Origin of the sequence: Clostridium sp. (assembly GCF_036642255.1) — a bacterium.
Taxonomy (GTDB): Bacteria; Bacillota; Clostridia; order Clostridiales; family Clostridiaceae; genus Clostridium_J.
Map to the genome: position 1 here is coordinate 1 of NZ_JAVWDJ010000039.1, position 17,649 is coordinate 17,649.

Genomic DNA, 17,649 nt, shown 5'->3' on the forward strand with positions numbered 1-17,649 from the left:
CCAGTTATAATGTATAAGCTAAGGTGCTATAGCGTTAGTGGCTAAGTAAAAAATTATACCTAGATCAATATTTTGGACACTCCCTTTCATATATCTATCTTAATATTTTATATCTGAATGTGTCCATAAAATTATAATAGCACCAGAACATAACAATATAACAATATAACAATATATAGTATTTATGCGGGTTGTAGCTTCATGCATAAGAAAACTATAAAATATCATTTGGAATATGATACAAAAGAATTAATTATTACAGTAAAAATTTAAACAATGAAACAAATTTAAAATTTAAACATATTAAAAGACTAAAGTAAAATATATAATAGTCGTAGAGAGAATAAGATTAATAAAATAAGATAAAATATGTGCACATTTATTATTGCTAAGAATTGGTATCAAAACAAGGAATACCAGGTAACATAGGTTACATACGAAATGACAAAAAAAATATATAATAAGTATATAATACGAAATGAATTATTAATTATTAATTATTAATTTTAATATATAGGGGGATTAATTATGATAAGAAGAATTATTCAAATACATGAAGAGAAATGTAATGGTTGTGGCTTGTGTGTAACTGCATGTCATGAAGGAGCTATTGAGTTAATAGATGGAAAAGCAAAATTAATGAGTGACATTTATTGTGATGGATTAGGAGATTGTTTGCCTAATTGCCCTACAAATGCTATTGAAATGATTGAAAGAGAAGCTGAGGCATATGATGATGATGCAGTTAAAATGAGAATCATGGCAAAAAAATCAATGGGGTTAGATTTAGGTGAAGAATTAGAACCAGAGGTTAAACCAATGCCATGTGGATGTCCAGGAACAATGGCTAAGAAGATTGAAAAGAAAATAACTTTAACACCAGCAATTAAAGTTAATGAAGCAAATGGAGAGGACCAAGGATCAGAGCTTATGCAATGGCCAGTTCAATTAAGACTAGTACATCCTAGCGCACCATACTTTAAAGATGCTAATTTATTAATCGCTGCAGATTGTACAGCTTATGCTTACGCAAACTTCCATAGAGATTTTATTAAAAATCATATTACTGTTATAGGATGTCCTAAGTTAGATGATAATGATTACTACAGACAAAAAATTTCAGAAATATTAAGCAGTAATAAAATTAAGAGCATTACAGTTGTAAGAATGGAAGTACCTTGCTGTGGAGGAATTGTTAGTGCAGTTAAAACTGCAATGCTCCAAGCTGGAGTCATAGTACCTTATAGAGAAGTAACTATAGGAACTGATGGAGAAATTAGAGATTAAGTCAATTTTAATAAATAGCTTCAATGAGCTTTATGAGGGGGAGTGGATAACACTCTCCTAATTTTTTTCATTTGAAATAAAGGTGCTTTATGGTAGCGCAGTGTGCGCATAATTTCATAATAGTGTTTAGTTATTTTTGAAAGAGGAATTACATAAATATTAAACCACCAGGCAAAGATTTGGTATATAAGTAATATATAAGAAGATACTCAAGTATCAAGATAATAAGTAGAAATGCAAAAAGTTTTTTAAATAATTTCATATGCACCACCTCAGTATATTATATGAGGGTACAGAAAAAAGGTTATTAAAAAAATAAAAAAAGAAAATAAAAAGGGAGTTAAAACTCCCTTTTATTTTATCTTCTTTTTTTGTTTGAGATTTCAATATTAACTTTACGTTTTCCTATTTGCTTACCGCTGCAATTTTGAATGATTAGACTTACTAAGTTTTCAGGCACATCAATGAAAGAAAACTTATCTAATATATCAATTCTGCCTATATCTTTACTCTTAACACCAGCATGTTCATCAACGAATTTAATTATATCTTTAGGAGTTGCTTTATCAAGTTTTCCTACAGACATAAATAATCTTGAAACTTCATCTGTTGAAACAGCTTCTTCAGTGGCACCATACTCATATGACATTGCTTTATCAAAAGTTATCTTAATAAGTGATGCAGCAACATCTTCTGCACCAAACTCATTTATTAATTCTTTTGCCATTGGAAGAAAGTTTTCATATAAATTTTCTTCTAATGTAGCTTTAATATTGTCAAGAATGCTACCAGATTTAGCAGAGAAAATATCTGCTAGTGTTGGTACTTCTTTTTTATCAATCTTGCTTTTGGTATCTTGTTCTATTTGTCTAATAGCAGAAACTTCTTTTCTTGTTACAAAGCTATAAGCTAAGCCTTCTTTATTAGCTCTACCAGTTCTACCTATTCTATGAACATAAGATTCAGTATCTTGTGGTAAATCATAGTTGATAACATGAGTTACATCTTCTACATCTATTCCTCTTGCCGCAACATCTGTTGCAATTAAGAAGTTTAAGTGACCAGTTTTAAATTTATTAAGAGTGTTAAGTCTTTGAGTTTGTTTCATGTCACCATGCATACCCTCAACTACATATCCTTTTCCTTGTAAAGCTCCTACTAACTCATCTACACCTTTTTTTGTCTTACAGAATAATATAGCAGTTTTTGGATTTTCAACATCTAATATTCTGCAAAGAGATTCAAGTTTATTACCAGGGCTTACTGCAAAATAATATTGCTTGATTTTTGAAACTGTCATTGATTTTTTAGCAATAGCAATATGCTGTGCATCTGGCTTCATGTAGTTTTTAGCTAAAGTTTTAATTTGTCTTGGCATAGTAGCTGAAAATAACATGGTTTGTCTGTCTTCTTTTAAATTGCTAAGTATGCTCTCAATATCTTCAATAAATCCCATATTAAGCATTTCGTCAGCTTCATCTAAAACTAAAAACTTAACATTTTCTAATTTTAAAGTTCTTCTGTTAATATGGTCTAAAATTCTTCCAGGAGTTCCAATTACGATATCTACACCTTTTCTAAGTGGAGCAAGTTGTTTATCAAATGATTGACCACCATATATAGGAAGAAGTTTATACTTCTCATATTTGGAGATTTTAGCTAGTTCTTCACTAACTTGAATTGCAAGTTCTCTTGTTGGGGCTAGTATAAGTGCCTGAACTTTTCCGTTTGGAGCATCCATTTTGCTAAGCATCGGTGCACCAAAGGCTAATGTTTTACCAGTACCAGTTTGTGCCTGGCCAATTAAGTCAAATCCCTCTAAGCTTACAGGGATACTCTTTGCTTGTATGTCACTTGGGTATTCAAAGTTCAAATCATTTATAGCATTAAGGACTGTATCTTTAAGTCCAAGTTCGTCAAATTTAATTTTGTTCATTCATATTCCTCTTCTCTAATTTTCTAAAATACACTTAATAGTAACACAATACGATAATATTAGCAAATATTATTGAAAATTTATAATATATTCATTTTTAGTATTAACAATAATTCAAAAAAATATTAACCATAAAAAAATAAAATAATTTAAATTTATAGGGTTAATTAAAAATATTGTTGATTTATATAGTTTTAAATTTTAAACTTAAATAAGGTATGAGAAATTTTATCTATAATAAACAAGCTGATTTTGAACAAGTTTAAATTAATATGTTTATTTTATTTAATGACTATGGAGAGGTATAAAAATTAAATCTTCAAATGAATGAAGATTTATCTTTCAAAATTTCATTAAAAACACAACTTACTTATATTGTAAGTACTATAGATTTAGAAGGAGATTGTATGAAGAAAGAATTATTTGATACAGAGCAAAGAAAGCTTCATAATGGACTAACATTAATTACAGTTAAACGTGATACACAAATTGCTGCTCTTCATGTAGGGGTTAATGTTGGAGGATTGCATGAAAGTACAAAAGAAAGAGGAATTTCACATTTTATTGAGCATATGATTTTTAAGGGAACTATCAATAGGAGTAACGAAGAGCTTAACAGTGCACTAGAAAACTTAGGTGGAGAATACAATGCTTACACAGACTATACTTGCACTGTATTTAATACAACTACTTTAAATGAAGAATTAGAAAACAGTGTAATACTACTAGCTGATTTAATTCAAAATTCTAATTTCCCAGATGAAGAAGTTGAAAAAGAAAGAGGAGTAATTTTAGCAGAGATAAGAAGTAGTAAGGATGATATTGAAGATTTAACTTTTCAAAGGGTCAATGAAATAGCTTTTGACAAAAGTCATCTTAAGTGGGATGTAATAGGTAAGGAATCTATTGTGAAAAAGCTTACTAAGAAGCAATTGGTTGAATTTTACAGTAGGTATTATGCACCTAATAATGCTATAGTAACTATAGTATCAACTTTTGATCATGATGATGTTTTTAATATGGTGAGCAGACACTTTGGGTGTTGGAAAGAGAAAAAAGTTGAGAAACCACAGGTTATAGAAGAAAAAAATAAAGGTAAGCTAAAGGTAACTTATAAAAAGGATATTGAACAGAGTACTATAGTTTATTTATATTCTCTTCATGGATTATCTAAAAAGGAAGAATTAGCCTTAAGAATATTGAATCATAAGTTTGGAGAAAGCTCTAATTCAATTTTGTTTAGAGAATTGAGAGAAGAAAGAGGATTGGCTTATGATGTTTACACTATGCTTGATCTAACAGAGAGTATAAAAAGTTTATACATTTATACTTCAGTTTCAAGTGAAAATGTGGATGAGGCAATAAATGTTATTAATGATTGTATAGAAAACATGAAAAAGGAAAAAATTGTATTTGACGATAATACTATAAATTTGATGAAAAAGGTATTCAAAACAGCTGTGGCTTCCACATTAGAAGATTCTACGGATTTAGGAAGTTATATAATTCATCAAGCTATGGAGGATGAATATATCTATCAATTTACAGAAGACATGAAAAACATGAATCATATAATCGGTGAAGACTTATATTCTGTAGCAAGAAAGGTACTAAATAACCCAACCATTCATGTTATGTTATCTGAAAAGGATGAGGAATAGTGAAGAGCATAATTACAAAAATTGAAAGTCAGAAAAAAAGTAAAGAAAGAGTAAATGTTTTTATTAATGAAGAATTTGCATTTGCTTGTAGTAATGAGCTCATATATTATCATGGACTAAAAAAGGGCTTGGAGATTAATCCTAAGGATTTAGAAGATGTTATTAAAGATGATAACTATATAAAAGGAAAAAGTACTGCCCTAAAGTATATGGAGAAATCCATGAAAACCCAAAAACAAATAGAAGATATGTTACTTAAAAGGGAGTTTCAGTTAGATACCATTAACAAGGTGATAGAGTTCCTTGAAAGTTATGGATTTTTAGATGATAGAAAGTACGCAGAGAATTACGTGAAGCAAAAAATTGCGTCCAGTGGAATCAATAAGATAAGGCAAGATTTAATGAGAAAAGGTATAGATAAAGAACTAATAAAAGAGATTTTAGCTAAAGTTGATACTGAACAGGAATATGATGTTGCTTTCAATTTAGCACAGAAAAAACTTAACAATTTAGTTAAGAAAGAAAAAGATAAAAATAAGGTATTTCAAAAAATCACATATCATCTAGTAAGTAAAGGATATAACTTCTCTTTGATAAATGAGGTTTTGCCAAAACTATCTCTTCAATTTGAAGAGGAAGAAGAAAAAGATAATAGAGAAACTGACTTTGAAGAACTTTTAAACTTAGCGCAAAAAAAGTATGACCTTTTAAAAAATAGAGAAAGTGATGAGTTTAAGTTAAAGAGGAAACTTCAAGACTTTTTATTAAGAAAAGGGTATAGCTATGAGGATATTAAAACTGTAATTTTACAAGTTATTAAATAGTAAATATAAAAGTTTTAATAAGACTATATATTTGTGGTTAGGGTTTTGCGTAATTTTAGATTTACTAACACAAACATTAATTGATAGACTATATAAATTAATGTTTGTATATTATAAAATTACCTTAAAGTAACTTATTAAAGAGAATGTAAGGCAGAACTACTATTTCTGAAGTTTCTTTATTACATTCTATATATGAGTTAGATTTACACAGTAATTACTGAAACAAGAAGATAAAACAATGTCCTCATTGTAACAAAGAAAAACGCATAAGGATATTTCTTACTGGTTTTAAAAAATCTATAAATAAAAGAAGGTGATATTTATGGATATATATATCATAGCGAGAATTATTGAAGATATTACTAATATATTTCATGAAACAAATATAATTAGTATTATATTGTATGGAGTATTACTATACCCACTTATTGTGGGATTTTTATTTAAGCTAAGTAGTGAAGCCCTACTTAGCACTTTTAAAAGTTTGTTTAGTAACATAGCTCTTTTACTGTCCTTGACTATTAGTACAAAAATAGCAAAGGATATTATAATTAATGATAAGTATAATATTATGTCATACATTAATAATAAGCTAAGTCCGACACTTTCGGTGATAATAGAAAAAAAGCCCCAATTTGTCATGGGGGCATTAGTAATAGTGCTTTTACTTATAATTTATCAAATCATGAAGCTTATAATACATGTTATTAGCGACATAGCACTTTCACCAATATTTAATGCACTAGATAGTATAATAAAAAAAGGTGGTAATACTCTGCGTCGAATATTTGGAGTTATATTTCAAATTCCGAAAGCGTTATGTTACATCATAATTATCACATTTTTATTAAATTATCTGTCTATGCTTAATTTAAGTAAAGACCTTAACTATGCACTTGAAAGCTCCAATATATACAATTATTTTACTGAAAAAGTAGTAATACCAATTACTAAGTCCAAAGTGGCTCAAAATTTACCTAATATTATTAATGACTCCTTTAAAATATATGATAGTAAAAATGAAAATATAGATTTTGATAATGCAACTACTAGTGATATCATTTATTATAATGGAGTTACTTTAGCTCAAGGAATTAGATCTAATGAAGAAATTGATAATCTAGGGGTTTCTATAGCAGCAAGTTCTAATAACACTTATGGCAAGGCTAAGAAGATTTATCAGTGGGTTGGAAGCGAAATATCTTACGACAATGATAAAGCAGTTCAGGTTATGAATAATAGTAGAAATATTGAGTCTGGAGCTATACCTACCTTTTATTCAAGAAAAGGAGTATGCTTTGATTACGCTTGTCTTTTCGTTGCTATGTGTAGAGCAAATGATATAAAAGTAAGACTCATAGTAGGTGAAGGATTTAATGGAAAGACGTGGATAAGTCATGCTTGGAATGAAGTGTATATAGCTGAAGAAAACCGATGGATAAATGTTGACCCTACTTTTTATGTAGGAGGCGATTATTTTGATAGTGAAAGGTTTAAGTTGGACCATAAGAATAGACAAGTAGCTGGAGAATGGTAAAAGTGTTTACTAATAAAATATAGGTTCAGGGAAAAAAGTAGCTAAGACTTTCAAAAGTCTTAGCTTGTTTTTTTATAAGTATCAAGTATTAATTTTATTGCTCTATCACATTCATCATCAGAGTTGTCTAAGGACCAAGCAGTATTAAAATAGTTTAGAGCTTTTCCATTTTCCTTAAGCATTGCATAGCAGAAAGCTAAATTAAAATAATATTTGCTTTCTCGCTTAATTTTTATTGCTGATTTAATCAATGGAATAGCATCTGTATATTGTTTTAATTTAATAAAACAAACAGCAGAATTGTATAGTGAGGCAGCTTCATTTTCTTTTAACTCTACTGACTTTTTATACAAATCTATGGCTCTTTTGTAGTTTCTTAAATTATAGAGTTCATTGGCTTTATTAAAATAGCTCATGGGATAAACCTCCTAGAATGGATAAAATAACTTATCTAATTAATATCCAAAATCTGTAGTTTTATTCCATATAAATAAAAAGTTTTTAAAATCAAGAATAATTTAATAAATATTACATATAATAATAAGTGAGAAATATACATATATGTTCTAGGGAAGTTATAAAGTATATATAAGATTATAGGATTAAAAAAAGTTTAAAAGAATCAAATTTCATTTATTTTAAGCCAAAGGCGCCCAACTAAAGTAGATAGGAGAATTACCTTTCCAAAGTATGGTTAATATTGTCAAATAAATTGTTTGACATAAAAATGTTTAGGGTATATAATATATTAAAATTAATATTTATCAAGCTGTGATGAAGAGGAGTAAAGTGAGCTAGTATTAAGAGAAGAAGATTCGGCGGCTGAAAGGTCTTCTATACAAATACACTTGAAGGTAGCTTCGGAGCTTCTTTATTGAAATTTAGTAAATAAAGACGGAATTCAAACCGTTAAGAAAATGAGCCTGTAATTTTGCAGGGAACAAAGGTGGTACCACGAGTCTTTCGTCCTTTTTAGGATGAAGGCTCTTTTTTTATTTTTTAAAATAAAAACATTGTTAAGTTTTATATAACAAATTTAGCAATAAAGCAATTAGCTTAATTCATTAATGGGCAAATAAGATTTAGATGAAAAACTTATAAAAGAGGATTTCACTGGAAGTTGAAAAGGAAGGACATCTATCCTTCAAGAAATTAATGCAGTACAGAAAAGTATATTTAGAAAATTATCTATAAAATGTAAATTACAAGGAGGAAGTAGAAATGGATGATAGCAAAAATTTAGCAAAAAATTATGATCCCAAAGAATTTGAAGAAAGATTATATGCTTGGTGGGAAGAGGAAGGTTTTTTTACACCAGAAGTAGATAAAGATAAAAAACCATATACTATTGTTATGCCGCCACCAAATATTACTGGACAATTACACCTTGGTCATGCGTTAGACAATACCTTACAAGATATTCTTATAAGAACAAAGAGAATGCAAGGATATAGTGCATTATGGTTACCAGGAGAAGATCATGCTAGTATCGCCACGGAAGTAAGAGTTGAAAAATCTCTACTTGCAAAAGGCCTTAAGAAAAAAGAAATGGGTAGAGAAGCCTTCCTAGAAAAAGTTTGGGAATGGACAGATGAGTATAGAGAGAGAATAAGGACCCAACTTAAAAAGATGGGCTGTTCTGCAGATTTTACAAGAGAAGCTTTTACTATGGATGAAAACTTAAATAAAGCCGTTAGAGAAGTTTTTGTTAAGTTATATAATGATGGCCTTATTTATCAAGGAAATAGGATTACAAACTGGTGTACAAAATGTATGACAGCAATTTCAGACGCAGAAATTGAATATGAAGAGCAAGATGGACACTTCTGGCATATTAACTATCCAGTTATCGGAACTGATGAGGTTGTTGAAATCGCAACTACAAGACCAGAAACCCTACTTGGAGATACTGCAGTTGCTGTTAATCCTAAAGATGAAAGATATACTCATTTAATAGGTAAGAAGATTAAATTACCACTTGTAGGTAGAGAAATTGAAATTATAGCAGATGACTATGTGGATATGGAGTTTGGAACAGGATGTGTTAAAATAACTCCTGCTCACGATCCTAATGATTATCAAGTAGGTAAGAGACACAATCTTGAAGAAGTAGTTGTTCTTGAGGAAAATGGAAAGGTATCAGAGGGCTATGGAAAGTATTCAGGTCTTGATAGATATGACGCTAGAAAGCTTATGATTAAAGACTTAGAGGAGCAAGGCTATCTAGTTAAGGTTAAGGATCATAACCACAATGTAGGAACTCATGATAGATGTGGATGCGTTATTGAGCCAATGCTTTCAAAACAATGGTATGTAAAAATGGAAACTCTTGCAAAGCCAGCAGTTGAGGTTGTAAAGGAAAAGGAAATTAAATTTATTCCAGAGAGATTTGAAAAAATATACTTTAACTGGATGGAAAATATCCAAGATTGGTGTATTTCAAGACAACTATGGTGGGGACACAGAATTCCAGTTTGGTATTGCAAGGACTGTGGAGAAATGATGGTGCAAACAGAAGCACCAAGTCATTGTACTAAGTGTAAATCTGAGAAGTTAGAGCAGGAAAGTGACGTGCTAGATACTTGGTTTAGCTCTGCATTATGGCCATTCTCAACTTTAGGTTGGCCAGATAACACAGAGGATTTAAAATATTTCTATCCAACAAGCACATTAGTTACTGGTGGAGATATAATATTCTTCTGGGTTGCTAGAATGATATTCTCAGGACTATATAATATGAAGGAAGTGCCTTTTGATACAGTATTTTTCCATGGAATGGTTAGAGATGATCAAGGCAGAAAGATGTCTAAGTCTCTAGATAACGGTGTTGATCCATTAGAAGTTATTGATAATTATGGAGCAGATGCGCTAAGATTCTCCCTTGCAACAGGAAATGCCCCAGGAAGTGATATTAGATTCTATGAATCTAGAGTTGAGGCAGCGAGAAACTTTGCAAATAAGATTTGGAATGCTTCAAGATTTGTTTTAATGAATATTGATGATGAATTAATGAATAAATATGAAGATAATAAAAACTACTCTATTGCAGATAAATGGATACTTTCAAGATTAAATACAGTAATCAAAGAAGTTACTGATAATCTAGATAAGTTTGAGATTGGCATAGCTCTTCAAAAGGTTTATGACTTTATGTGGACAGAATTCTGTGATTGGTATATAGAACTTGTTAAACCAGTATTATATGGTGATAATGAGGAAGCAAAGGGTGTTGTATTAAATGTACTAAATAAAGTACTAGTTAGTGGATTAAAACTTCTTCACCCAGTTATGCCATATATTACAGAAGAGATATATACTCATTTAAAAGGTGATGCAAAATCTATAACTATATCCAAGTGGCCACAATATGAAGATGAGTTAAAAGATGTGCAAGCTGAAGAATGCATGAACTATATAATTGATGCTATTAAAAATACTAGAAATGCAAGAAGTGAAATGAATGTACCACCTTCAAGAAAAGCAAAGACTTTTATTTATGCTACAGAAGCTAGAGAAGCCTTTGAACAAGGAAAAACTTACTTTGAAAAACTTGCATCAGCTAGTGAAGTTATTTTATTAGACAATAAGGAACAGGCACCAGAAGATATAGTTTCAGTTGTGTCAATGGGAGCTGAAATCTATATGCCATTGCTAGAGCTTGTGGATGCTGAGAAAGAGCTTGAAAGATTAAATAAAGAAAAAGAAAAGTTAGAAAAAGAAATTGCTAGAGTAGAAGGTAAGCTTAACAATGAAAAGTTTACTGCTAAAGCACCACAAGAAGTTGTTGATGAAGAAAAAGCTAAGGGTGAAAAATATAAGGAAATGTATAAGTCTGTTCTTGAAAGTATAGAAAACTTAAAATAAGAAATTTAGAAGATGCCTAAAGGGAAATTACTGTGGAAAATACCTTTCCATAGTAATTTCCTTATTTACAATAAATGTTGGGTTGGAGGAGTTAAAGTGAATTATAAGGAAGCCATGAGATATATTGAAGAAACGGCAAAGTTTGGTTCAAAACTTGGATTAGATAGAACGGAAAAGATCTTAGAGCTACTAGGTGACCCTCATAAAAAAATAAGAACTATACATATAGCTGGAACTAATGGAAAAGGTTCCACTACAGCCATGATAACAAAAGTTCTCATGGAGGCGGGTTATAAAGTAGGCAGTTATACATCTCCTTATATTGAGGAATTTGAAGAAAGAATACAAGTTAATAATGAAAACATTTCTAAGGACGACTTAAGTGAAATAATTACAGAGGTAGCAGAAGCAATAGACAAAGTGGTAAAGTTAGGATATTCCAATCCAACGCAGTTTGAAATAGTTACCTGTGGAGCTTATTTATATTATTATAAGAAGAAAGTTGATTATGCTGTGATTGAAGTAGGGCTTGGGGGAAGGTTAGATTCAACAAATGTTATAACACCAATGTTGTCTGTTATAACTTCTATAAGTTTAGATCACATGGAAATCTTAGGTGATACATTAGGCAAGATCGCTTTTGAAAAGGCTGGGATAATAAAGGAAGGAATTCCTACAATAGTTTTCCCACAGGAAAAAGAAGCAGAAGAAGTTGTTGAAAAAGTAGCTCTTGAAAAAAACTCTCTCTTAGTTAAAGTGCCAAGTAATAAATCAAAGTTTATCAGCAGTTATGAAATTAAAATCAATGGAAAAGCTAGATTAGTTCAAAATGTAGAAGTAATAACTGAAAAGAATATATATAATTTAGAACTTGCCCTATTAGGTAAACATCAAATACTAAATGCTACAGTTGTTATACATGCCTGTGAAAAACTGATGGACCTTGGAGTGAAAATAAATGAGGAAAATGTCCTTAATGGACTTAAAAAGGTATATTGGCCAGGTAGACTAGAAATTATGAATTATAATCCTATGGTAGTTATTGATGGAGCTCATAATATAGATGGAATCTGTAAACTTACAGAGAGTATAGATATATATTTTAAATATAAAAAGTTAGTATTAATTTTAGGTATACTTGCAGACAAGCAAGTCAAAGAAATGATTAGGACTATTGCTCCAAAGGCCCATAAGGTTATAGCTGTAACCCCAAATAGCGAAAGAGCAGAGCTTGCAGAGGATTTAAGCAAAGAAATTCAAAATCACGGTGTAGATTGTGAGGCAATCGAAGACTATAAAGAAGCTTACAAAAGGGCCTTAAGCTACTGTGATGAGGGGGATTTACTTTTAGTATCTGGTTCTTTATATATGATAGGGGATATGAGAAGAATTATAAGATTTTTTAACAATAATTAAAGAGGATATATATAAAATAATCTTTATATTAGAAGTTATATGAAAATAATTTGAAACATATAAGGAAAGACAAAAACTTTAGATTGAAGTAAAAATTTATTAGTAAAACTATGGAACTAGATAGAATCAATTAATAATAGCACATAATAATACACCTCCTCATACTATATTGTGAGGAGGTGATTCCATTGAGGCATTTATATGTATGTAATACCACTTGTGACTCTATTGATAAAATTAATATTGAAGATTTTACAATAGAATCTACCATACCGTTAAATGGAGTTGGCGGAGGTAAAATAGGACCACATGGGCTATGGATCCAAGGTAATCAACTATTTACATCAAATTGCTATGACAATTCAATTTCAATTGTTAATTTAGAAAAAGGTATGGTAGAAAGTATATATTTGGGAAGCAACTGTAGAGATATTTGTGTACTAGGAAATCATGCATATATTATTTGTGGAGACTCTAATAATGTAGTATCTTTTGATATTAATAACAAGGAAATTATAGAACTTATACCTTGTGGTAATTCACCTCATAGTATTGATTGTTGTAATATTAGTAGTGAAATAGTAGTGGCCAATACAAATAGTGATACCATTACTTTATTTGATGCATTATATGGAGCCAACATTTATAATATCCACGTAGGACCATATCCAACAAAAGCTTTAATTACCCTAGATGGTGATTATATATTGGTGTGTGAGAGCAATATGGGATACTCAGACAAGGGATGTGTAAGCATGATATCTACAAAATCTCATAAAATAATTCATAGAATATCAGTAGGGAATTGTCCATTTGATATGTGTTGTGATGAAAGATTTTGTTATGTCTCTAACTATGGTGATGGAAGTATAAGTATAATAGATATTTTAAATCATGAAGAAGTTAATAGAATTAGAACTGGTGGTATGCCAAGAGGTATCTTGAGTCATAATAAACATATTTTTGTGGGTGATAGTTATAATAATCTTCTAATAAAAATAGATAAAGAAACTGAAAATAAAAAAATCATTCCTATAAAAGGGGAACCCACAGGAATGATTTTAGCCTAATCTTCTAATAATAAATGAATTATTTTATTGTACAAGTCAGAGGAATTGCTGTTCCATTTATGGCAAAGATCTCTGGCTTGTTTATTTGATGCTAAACTTACCTTTAAATCCATAAGGACAATATCATTTTCAGATGCAATCAAACTAACTACGTAACTATTATTATTCTCAATAGTATAATCAGCAGTTACGGTTAATTCTTTTTTTATTGAAGGTAGCTTATTTTCAATATATTCATTAAGCTGTTGAAGATTACTGTAAGAAATTCTATTTTCAAATAGATTCAAAACTTTTTTACCTGATTCAGATATGACAAGTCTATCTTTGCCTTTGTCACTAATCTTCGTTAGTAAATTGGATTCCACTAATTCCACAATGTATTGTTGTAGTGTGAAGTAGTTCATAAAATTATTTTCAAGTACAATTTGAGATAGCTGTATGTTAGGGATAGGAAGATTTACCTTGTGAAATATATATAATAAAATCAGCTTATTTTCTGCTAAATTCAAAGAATCTTCAAACATTAATCTTGCCTCCTTTGGACCAAGAACAAACTTGTTCATAATTTAATAACCCTGGTAATTTTAAATAAACAAAATATAAATTAATTATAACATAAAAAATTAAATAAGGAATTAACTTTAATTTCAATATAGCATATATTTTTTTTATCTTGAATATAGATTTAATAATAGAAATGTATGTGGGGGGAGTCATGGAATTTTCAAATAAGGCCAAAAAAAAGGTAACAATTGCATTAATTATACTAACAGCATTAATGTTTATGCTTAGCGGATTTAATCTTGTCACAAAAGGAACCTTTGTATCCACAACAAAAAAAATGCCCATCTATTCTGTGGATACAAAAGATAAAAAAGTAGCAATTACATTTGATGCAAGCTGGGGTTCTGATAATACAGATAGTATCTTAAATACATTGGACAAATATAATGTAAAAGCTACTTTCTTTTTAGTAGGAGAATGGTGTGATGATTATCCTGATAAAGTTAAAGCAATTGCAAAACGAGGTCATGAAATAGGGAATCACTCTAATAAACATCTAAACTTTACTACAATATCTAAAGATAAGATTATCACAGAAGTAGAAGCAGCCAATGCGAAAATTCTAAGCTTAACTGGTGAAACGCCTAAATTATTTAGATTCCCAGAAGGATTATATAGTGATTTAGCGCTGGAGACAGTTGAAAGTTCAGGATTAATTCCTGTTCAATGGGATGTAGATAGTGTAGATTGGAAGGCTTATGGTGCAGATAAAGAATATGATAAGGTTGTTAAAAATGTAAAGCCTGGTTCCATTGTATTATTTCATAATGATGCAAAATACACCCCTGAAACCTTGCCTAAAATTATAGAAAGTTTGCAAGATCAAGGCTATGAATTTGTTAAGATATCAGATCTAATAATACAAGATGGATATTATGTTGATAATAATGGTAAGCAGGCAAGGAAGTAGATAGAATTTTTAAAAAATTCAGCTTGTAATGTGTTTACAAATAATTTATAATTTAAACATATCAGAAATTTGGGGGAAACTTACAAAAAAAATAAGAATTTTCACAAAGTTGGTTATACTTCTCACTTTTGAGAAATATAAATGTAGTGAAAATGGATTAAAAAACTAAGGGAAAGAGGGGTTACGATGGAGAATATTATGTTAAACAACAAAATTTATTTAGAGGGCAAAGTGATTTCAGAATTACAGTTTAGTCATGAAATGTATGGTGAGGGGTTTTATAACTTTAATTTTGAGGTGCAAAGATTAAGTGATGCTACGGATGTTCTAATTATTACGGTTTCAGAAAGACTTATTACAGGTATGGATGTAAGTATTGGGGCTGAGCTAGTGGTAGAAGGACAGTTAAGGTCTTACAATAAATTTGTAGATGGATCCAACAGACTTATTCTTACTGTTTTTGCTAGAGATGTAAGGGAATTAAAAGAAAGAAGCAAAAATCCAAACCAAATATTCTTAGATGGCTTTATATGCAAGGCACCGGTTTATAGGACAACTCCTTTTGGACGTGAAATAGCAGACATGCTTTTAGCAGTTAATAGATTATACAATAAATCAGATTATATTCCAACAATAGCTTGGGGAAGAAACTCAAGATTTTGCAAAAGCTTAGAGGTTGGGGATAATATAAGAATTTGGGGAAGATTACAAAGTAGAGAATATCAAAAGAAGGTTTCTGATACTGATGTAATCAAAAAGATTGCATATGAAGTTTCTATTTCCAAGATGGAAAGAGTTACAGATGAAAATAGAGATAATATAACAGAGATTCAAATTGGAGAAAGCTGCACAATAGATAATTTAGATATAAACATGGAAGATGCAGTATAATATAAAAAAATATTTAGAAGTAGTAAAATATAATAGATAAAATGCAATAAAAAAGCAATGAATAAGTTCATTGCTTTTTTTATCAATCATAATGTGATGATTAAGAAGAATTTCAGAAAAATATGTTAGTTATTTTCTTAAATCATCTAAAAGTTCCGTTTTACTTTTTGTTTTATCATCTACATGTTTTATTATTTTAGCAGGAGAACCAGCCACTACTACGTTTTCAGGTACGTCATGAGTTACAATAGCACCCGCTGCCACTACGGAGTTATTTCCAATTTTCACGCCTTCTAAAATAACTGCATTTGCACCTATTAGTACGTTATCACCAATGATACAAGGATCCTTACTAGGTGGTTCTAACACTCCAGCTACTACAGCACCTGCACCAAGATGTACTCTTTTACCAAGTTTACCTCTAGCACCAACTACTGCGTTCATATCCACCATAGTTTCATCACCGATTTCTGCACCTATATTAATAACTGCACCCATCATTATAACTGCATTTTTACCAATGGAAACCTTGTCTCTTATTATTGAACCTGGCTCTATTCTTGCATGGATGTTCTCAATATTTAACATTGGAATAGCAGAATTACGTCTATCTACTTCCAGCTTATAGTGTTTAATTTTATCTGTATTTTCTTGTAAAAAAGAGTTAACTTCTTCAATATCTCCAAATAAAATATAAAAATTTCCTTCTCCAAACCATTGAAGGTTTTTAAAATCACATCCATTTAAATTTCCATTTATGTATACTTTAGTCAAAGTAGATTTCTTAGATTCTTTTATGAATCGAGCTATTTCATAGGGATCTGTTAAATTGTATTCCATTATATTCCCTCCTTTCATATTATAAGTATTGTTTATAAAATTAGGTTTTATACAGAGGTAAAGCATACCACAAAATATTTATAACATAAAACTTATATCAAGTCATCTTTTGAAAAGGAATAAGTGAATAAGTTTCCGTATTTACCATGATACTATATGATGAAAATCAATTTAGAAATCATTTCTGTGTATATATTTACCTACAATATCTTAAAGTAAGTAGTTTATTTTTGAGGCTTAATTGGAATAATTTATTATAAATGTTATAATTGGATAATGCAATAACTTTTTTAGGAGGAGAAAAATGGGTAAGTTAAAAAAAGGATACATACAAGTTTATACTGGAAATGGTAAGGGGAAGACTACCGCAGCAGTGGGACTTGCAACAAGAGCAGCCGGGAATGAATATAGAGTTATCATGGTACAATTTCTTAAAGGGGGAGCAACAGGAGAACTGGAAAGTGCGAAAAAGTTACAACCTTACTTTAGTATACATAGATTTGAGAAGCCAAGGGGATTTTTCTGGACTCTGAATGAGGAAGAAAAGCTAGAATTAAAAGATGAAATCCAAGAGGCATATAGATTTTGTTTGAAGCAGCTTGAAGAGAAAAGTTGTGATATTTTAATTATGGATGAAGTTATGGGAGCTTTAGGAAATAATTTAATAACTGAAGAGCAACTTTTAGAATTGATGGATAAAAAGCCAGAAGATATAGAACTTATAATGACAGGAAGAAACGTCCCTGAAAAAATAATGGAAAAAGCTAATTTAGTTACTGAGATGAGAGATGTGAAACATTACTTTAGTGAAGGGGTTCCAGCAAGAAAAGGAATTGAGTTTTAAAA

14 protein-coding genes and 1 other annotated feature are annotated in these 17,649 nt (G+C 30.1%); of the genes, 10 read left to right on the top strand and 4 right to left on the bottom strand.

What is annotated here, in order from left to right; translation table 11 throughout:
- The first annotated feature begins 528 nt into the window (after window positions 1-528).
- The gene (locus RR409_RS16430; protein WP_332558856.1) at window positions 529-1,287 is read left to right on the top strand and encodes a 4Fe-4S dicluster domain-containing protein; all 759 of its coding nucleotides are present in this window, start codon (window positions 529-531) and stop codon (window positions 1,285-1,287) included.
- A gap of 358 nt (window positions 1,288-1,645) precedes the next feature.
- On the opposite strand, the gene RR409_RS16435 is transcribed toward RR409_RS16430, so the two are convergent.
- Complete coding sequence (locus RR409_RS16435) at window positions 1,646-3,223, bottom strand: DEAD/DEAH box helicase (RefSeq protein ID WP_332558857.1); 1,578 nt, start codon at window positions 3,221-3,223, stop codon at window positions 1,646-1,648.
- Window positions 3,224-3,630: 407 nt separating this feature from the next.
- Between RR409_RS16435 and RR409_RS16440 the strand changes: the two genes are divergently transcribed.
- From RR409_RS16440 to RR409_RS16450, 3 genes are all read left to right on the top strand, one after another.
- Window positions 3,631-4,884: a pitrilysin family protein gene (locus RR409_RS16440; protein WP_332558858.1), complete on the top strand. Its 1,254-nt coding sequence runs from the start codon at window positions 3,631-3,633 to the stop codon at window positions 4,882-4,884.
- The gene (gene recX / locus RR409_RS16445) at window positions 4,884-5,708 is read left to right on the top strand and encodes a recombination regulator RecX (RefSeq protein ID WP_332558859.1); all 825 of its coding nucleotides are present in this window, start codon (window positions 4,884-4,886) and stop codon (window positions 5,706-5,708) included. The genes RR409_RS16440 and recX overlap by 1 nt, the downstream gene beginning before the upstream one ends.
- Before the next feature lie 325 nt (window positions 5,709-6,033).
- The gene (locus RR409_RS16450) at window positions 6,034-7,248 is read left to right on the top strand and encodes a transglutaminase-like domain-containing protein (RefSeq protein WP_332558860.1); all 1,215 of its coding nucleotides are present in this window, start codon (window positions 6,034-6,036) and stop codon (window positions 7,246-7,248) included.
- Between the two features lie 59 nt (window positions 7,249-7,307).
- Here RR409_RS16450 and RR409_RS16455 read toward each other — a convergent pair whose 3' ends face one another.
- Window positions 7,308-7,664: a tetratricopeptide repeat protein gene (locus RR409_RS16455; protein ID WP_332558861.1), complete on the bottom strand. Its 357-nt coding sequence runs from the start codon at window positions 7,662-7,664 to the stop codon at window positions 7,308-7,310.
- Between the two features lie 346 nt (window positions 7,665-8,010).
- Window positions 8,011-8,222 (top strand) — a binding site (T-box leader).
- A gap of 247 nt (window positions 8,223-8,469) precedes the next feature.
- On the opposite strand from RR409_RS16455, the gene RR409_RS16460 reads away from it, so the two are divergent.
- From RR409_RS16460 to RR409_RS16470, 3 genes are all read left to right on the top strand, one after another.
- The gene (locus tag RR409_RS16460) at window positions 8,470-11,112 is read left to right on the top strand and encodes a valine--tRNA ligase (RefSeq protein ID WP_332558862.1); all 2,643 of its coding nucleotides are present in this window, start codon (window positions 8,470-8,472) and stop codon (window positions 11,110-11,112) included.
- A gap of 96 nt (window positions 11,113-11,208) precedes the next feature.
- Entirely contained in the window at window positions 11,209-12,528 is a 1,320-nt protein-coding gene (locus tag RR409_RS16465; RefSeq protein ID WP_332558863.1) for a folylpolyglutamate synthase/dihydrofolate synthase family protein, read from the top strand.
- Window positions 12,529-12,716: 188 nt separating this feature from the next.
- The gene (locus RR409_RS16470; RefSeq protein ID WP_332558864.1) at window positions 12,717-13,598 is read left to right on the top strand and encodes a YncE family protein; all 882 of its coding nucleotides are present in this window, start codon (window positions 12,717-12,719) and stop codon (window positions 13,596-13,598) included.
- On the opposite strand, the gene RR409_RS16475 is transcribed toward RR409_RS16470, so the two are convergent.
- Window positions 13,595-14,122, bottom strand: a complete 528-nt coding sequence (locus RR409_RS16475; protein ID WP_332558865.1) for a DUF4364 family protein — start codon at window positions 14,120-14,122, stop codon at window positions 13,595-13,597. The genes RR409_RS16470 and RR409_RS16475 overlap by 4 nt on opposite strands.
- Window positions 14,123-14,313: 191 nt before the next feature.
- On the opposite strand from RR409_RS16475, the gene pdaB reads away from it, so the two are divergent.
- Together pdaB and RR409_RS16485 are read left to right on the top strand one after the other, a co-directional pair.
- A complete protein-coding gene (pdaB, locus tag RR409_RS16480) occupies window positions 14,314-15,072 on the top strand; it encodes a polysaccharide deacetylase family sporulation protein PdaB (protein WP_332558866.1) in 759 nt (252 codons plus the stop codon).
- 186 nt (window positions 15,073-15,258) lie between these two features.
- Window positions 15,259-15,963: a single-stranded DNA-binding protein gene (locus RR409_RS16485; RefSeq protein ID WP_332558867.1), complete on the top strand. Its 705-nt coding sequence runs from the start codon at window positions 15,259-15,261 to the stop codon at window positions 15,961-15,963.
- A gap of 129 nt (window positions 15,964-16,092) precedes the next feature.
- Here the strand turns inward: RR409_RS16485 and dapD are convergent, their stop codons facing one another.
- Window positions 16,093-16,803 (bottom strand): 2,3,4,5-tetrahydropyridine-2,6-dicarboxylate N-acetyltransferase, encoded by a 711-nt coding sequence (gene dapD, locus RR409_RS16490; RefSeq protein ID WP_332558868.1) that lies wholly within the window; start codon window positions 16,801-16,803, stop codon window positions 16,093-16,095.
- A gap of 304 nt (window positions 16,804-17,107) precedes the next feature.
- On the opposite strand from dapD, the gene RR409_RS16495 reads away from it, so the two are divergent.
- Window positions 17,108-17,647 (top strand): cob(I)yrinic acid a,c-diamide adenosyltransferase, encoded by a 540-nt coding sequence (locus RR409_RS16495; RefSeq protein ID WP_332558869.1) that lies wholly within the window; start codon window positions 17,108-17,110, stop codon window positions 17,645-17,647.
- Window positions 17,648-17,649 lie beyond the last annotated feature (2 nt).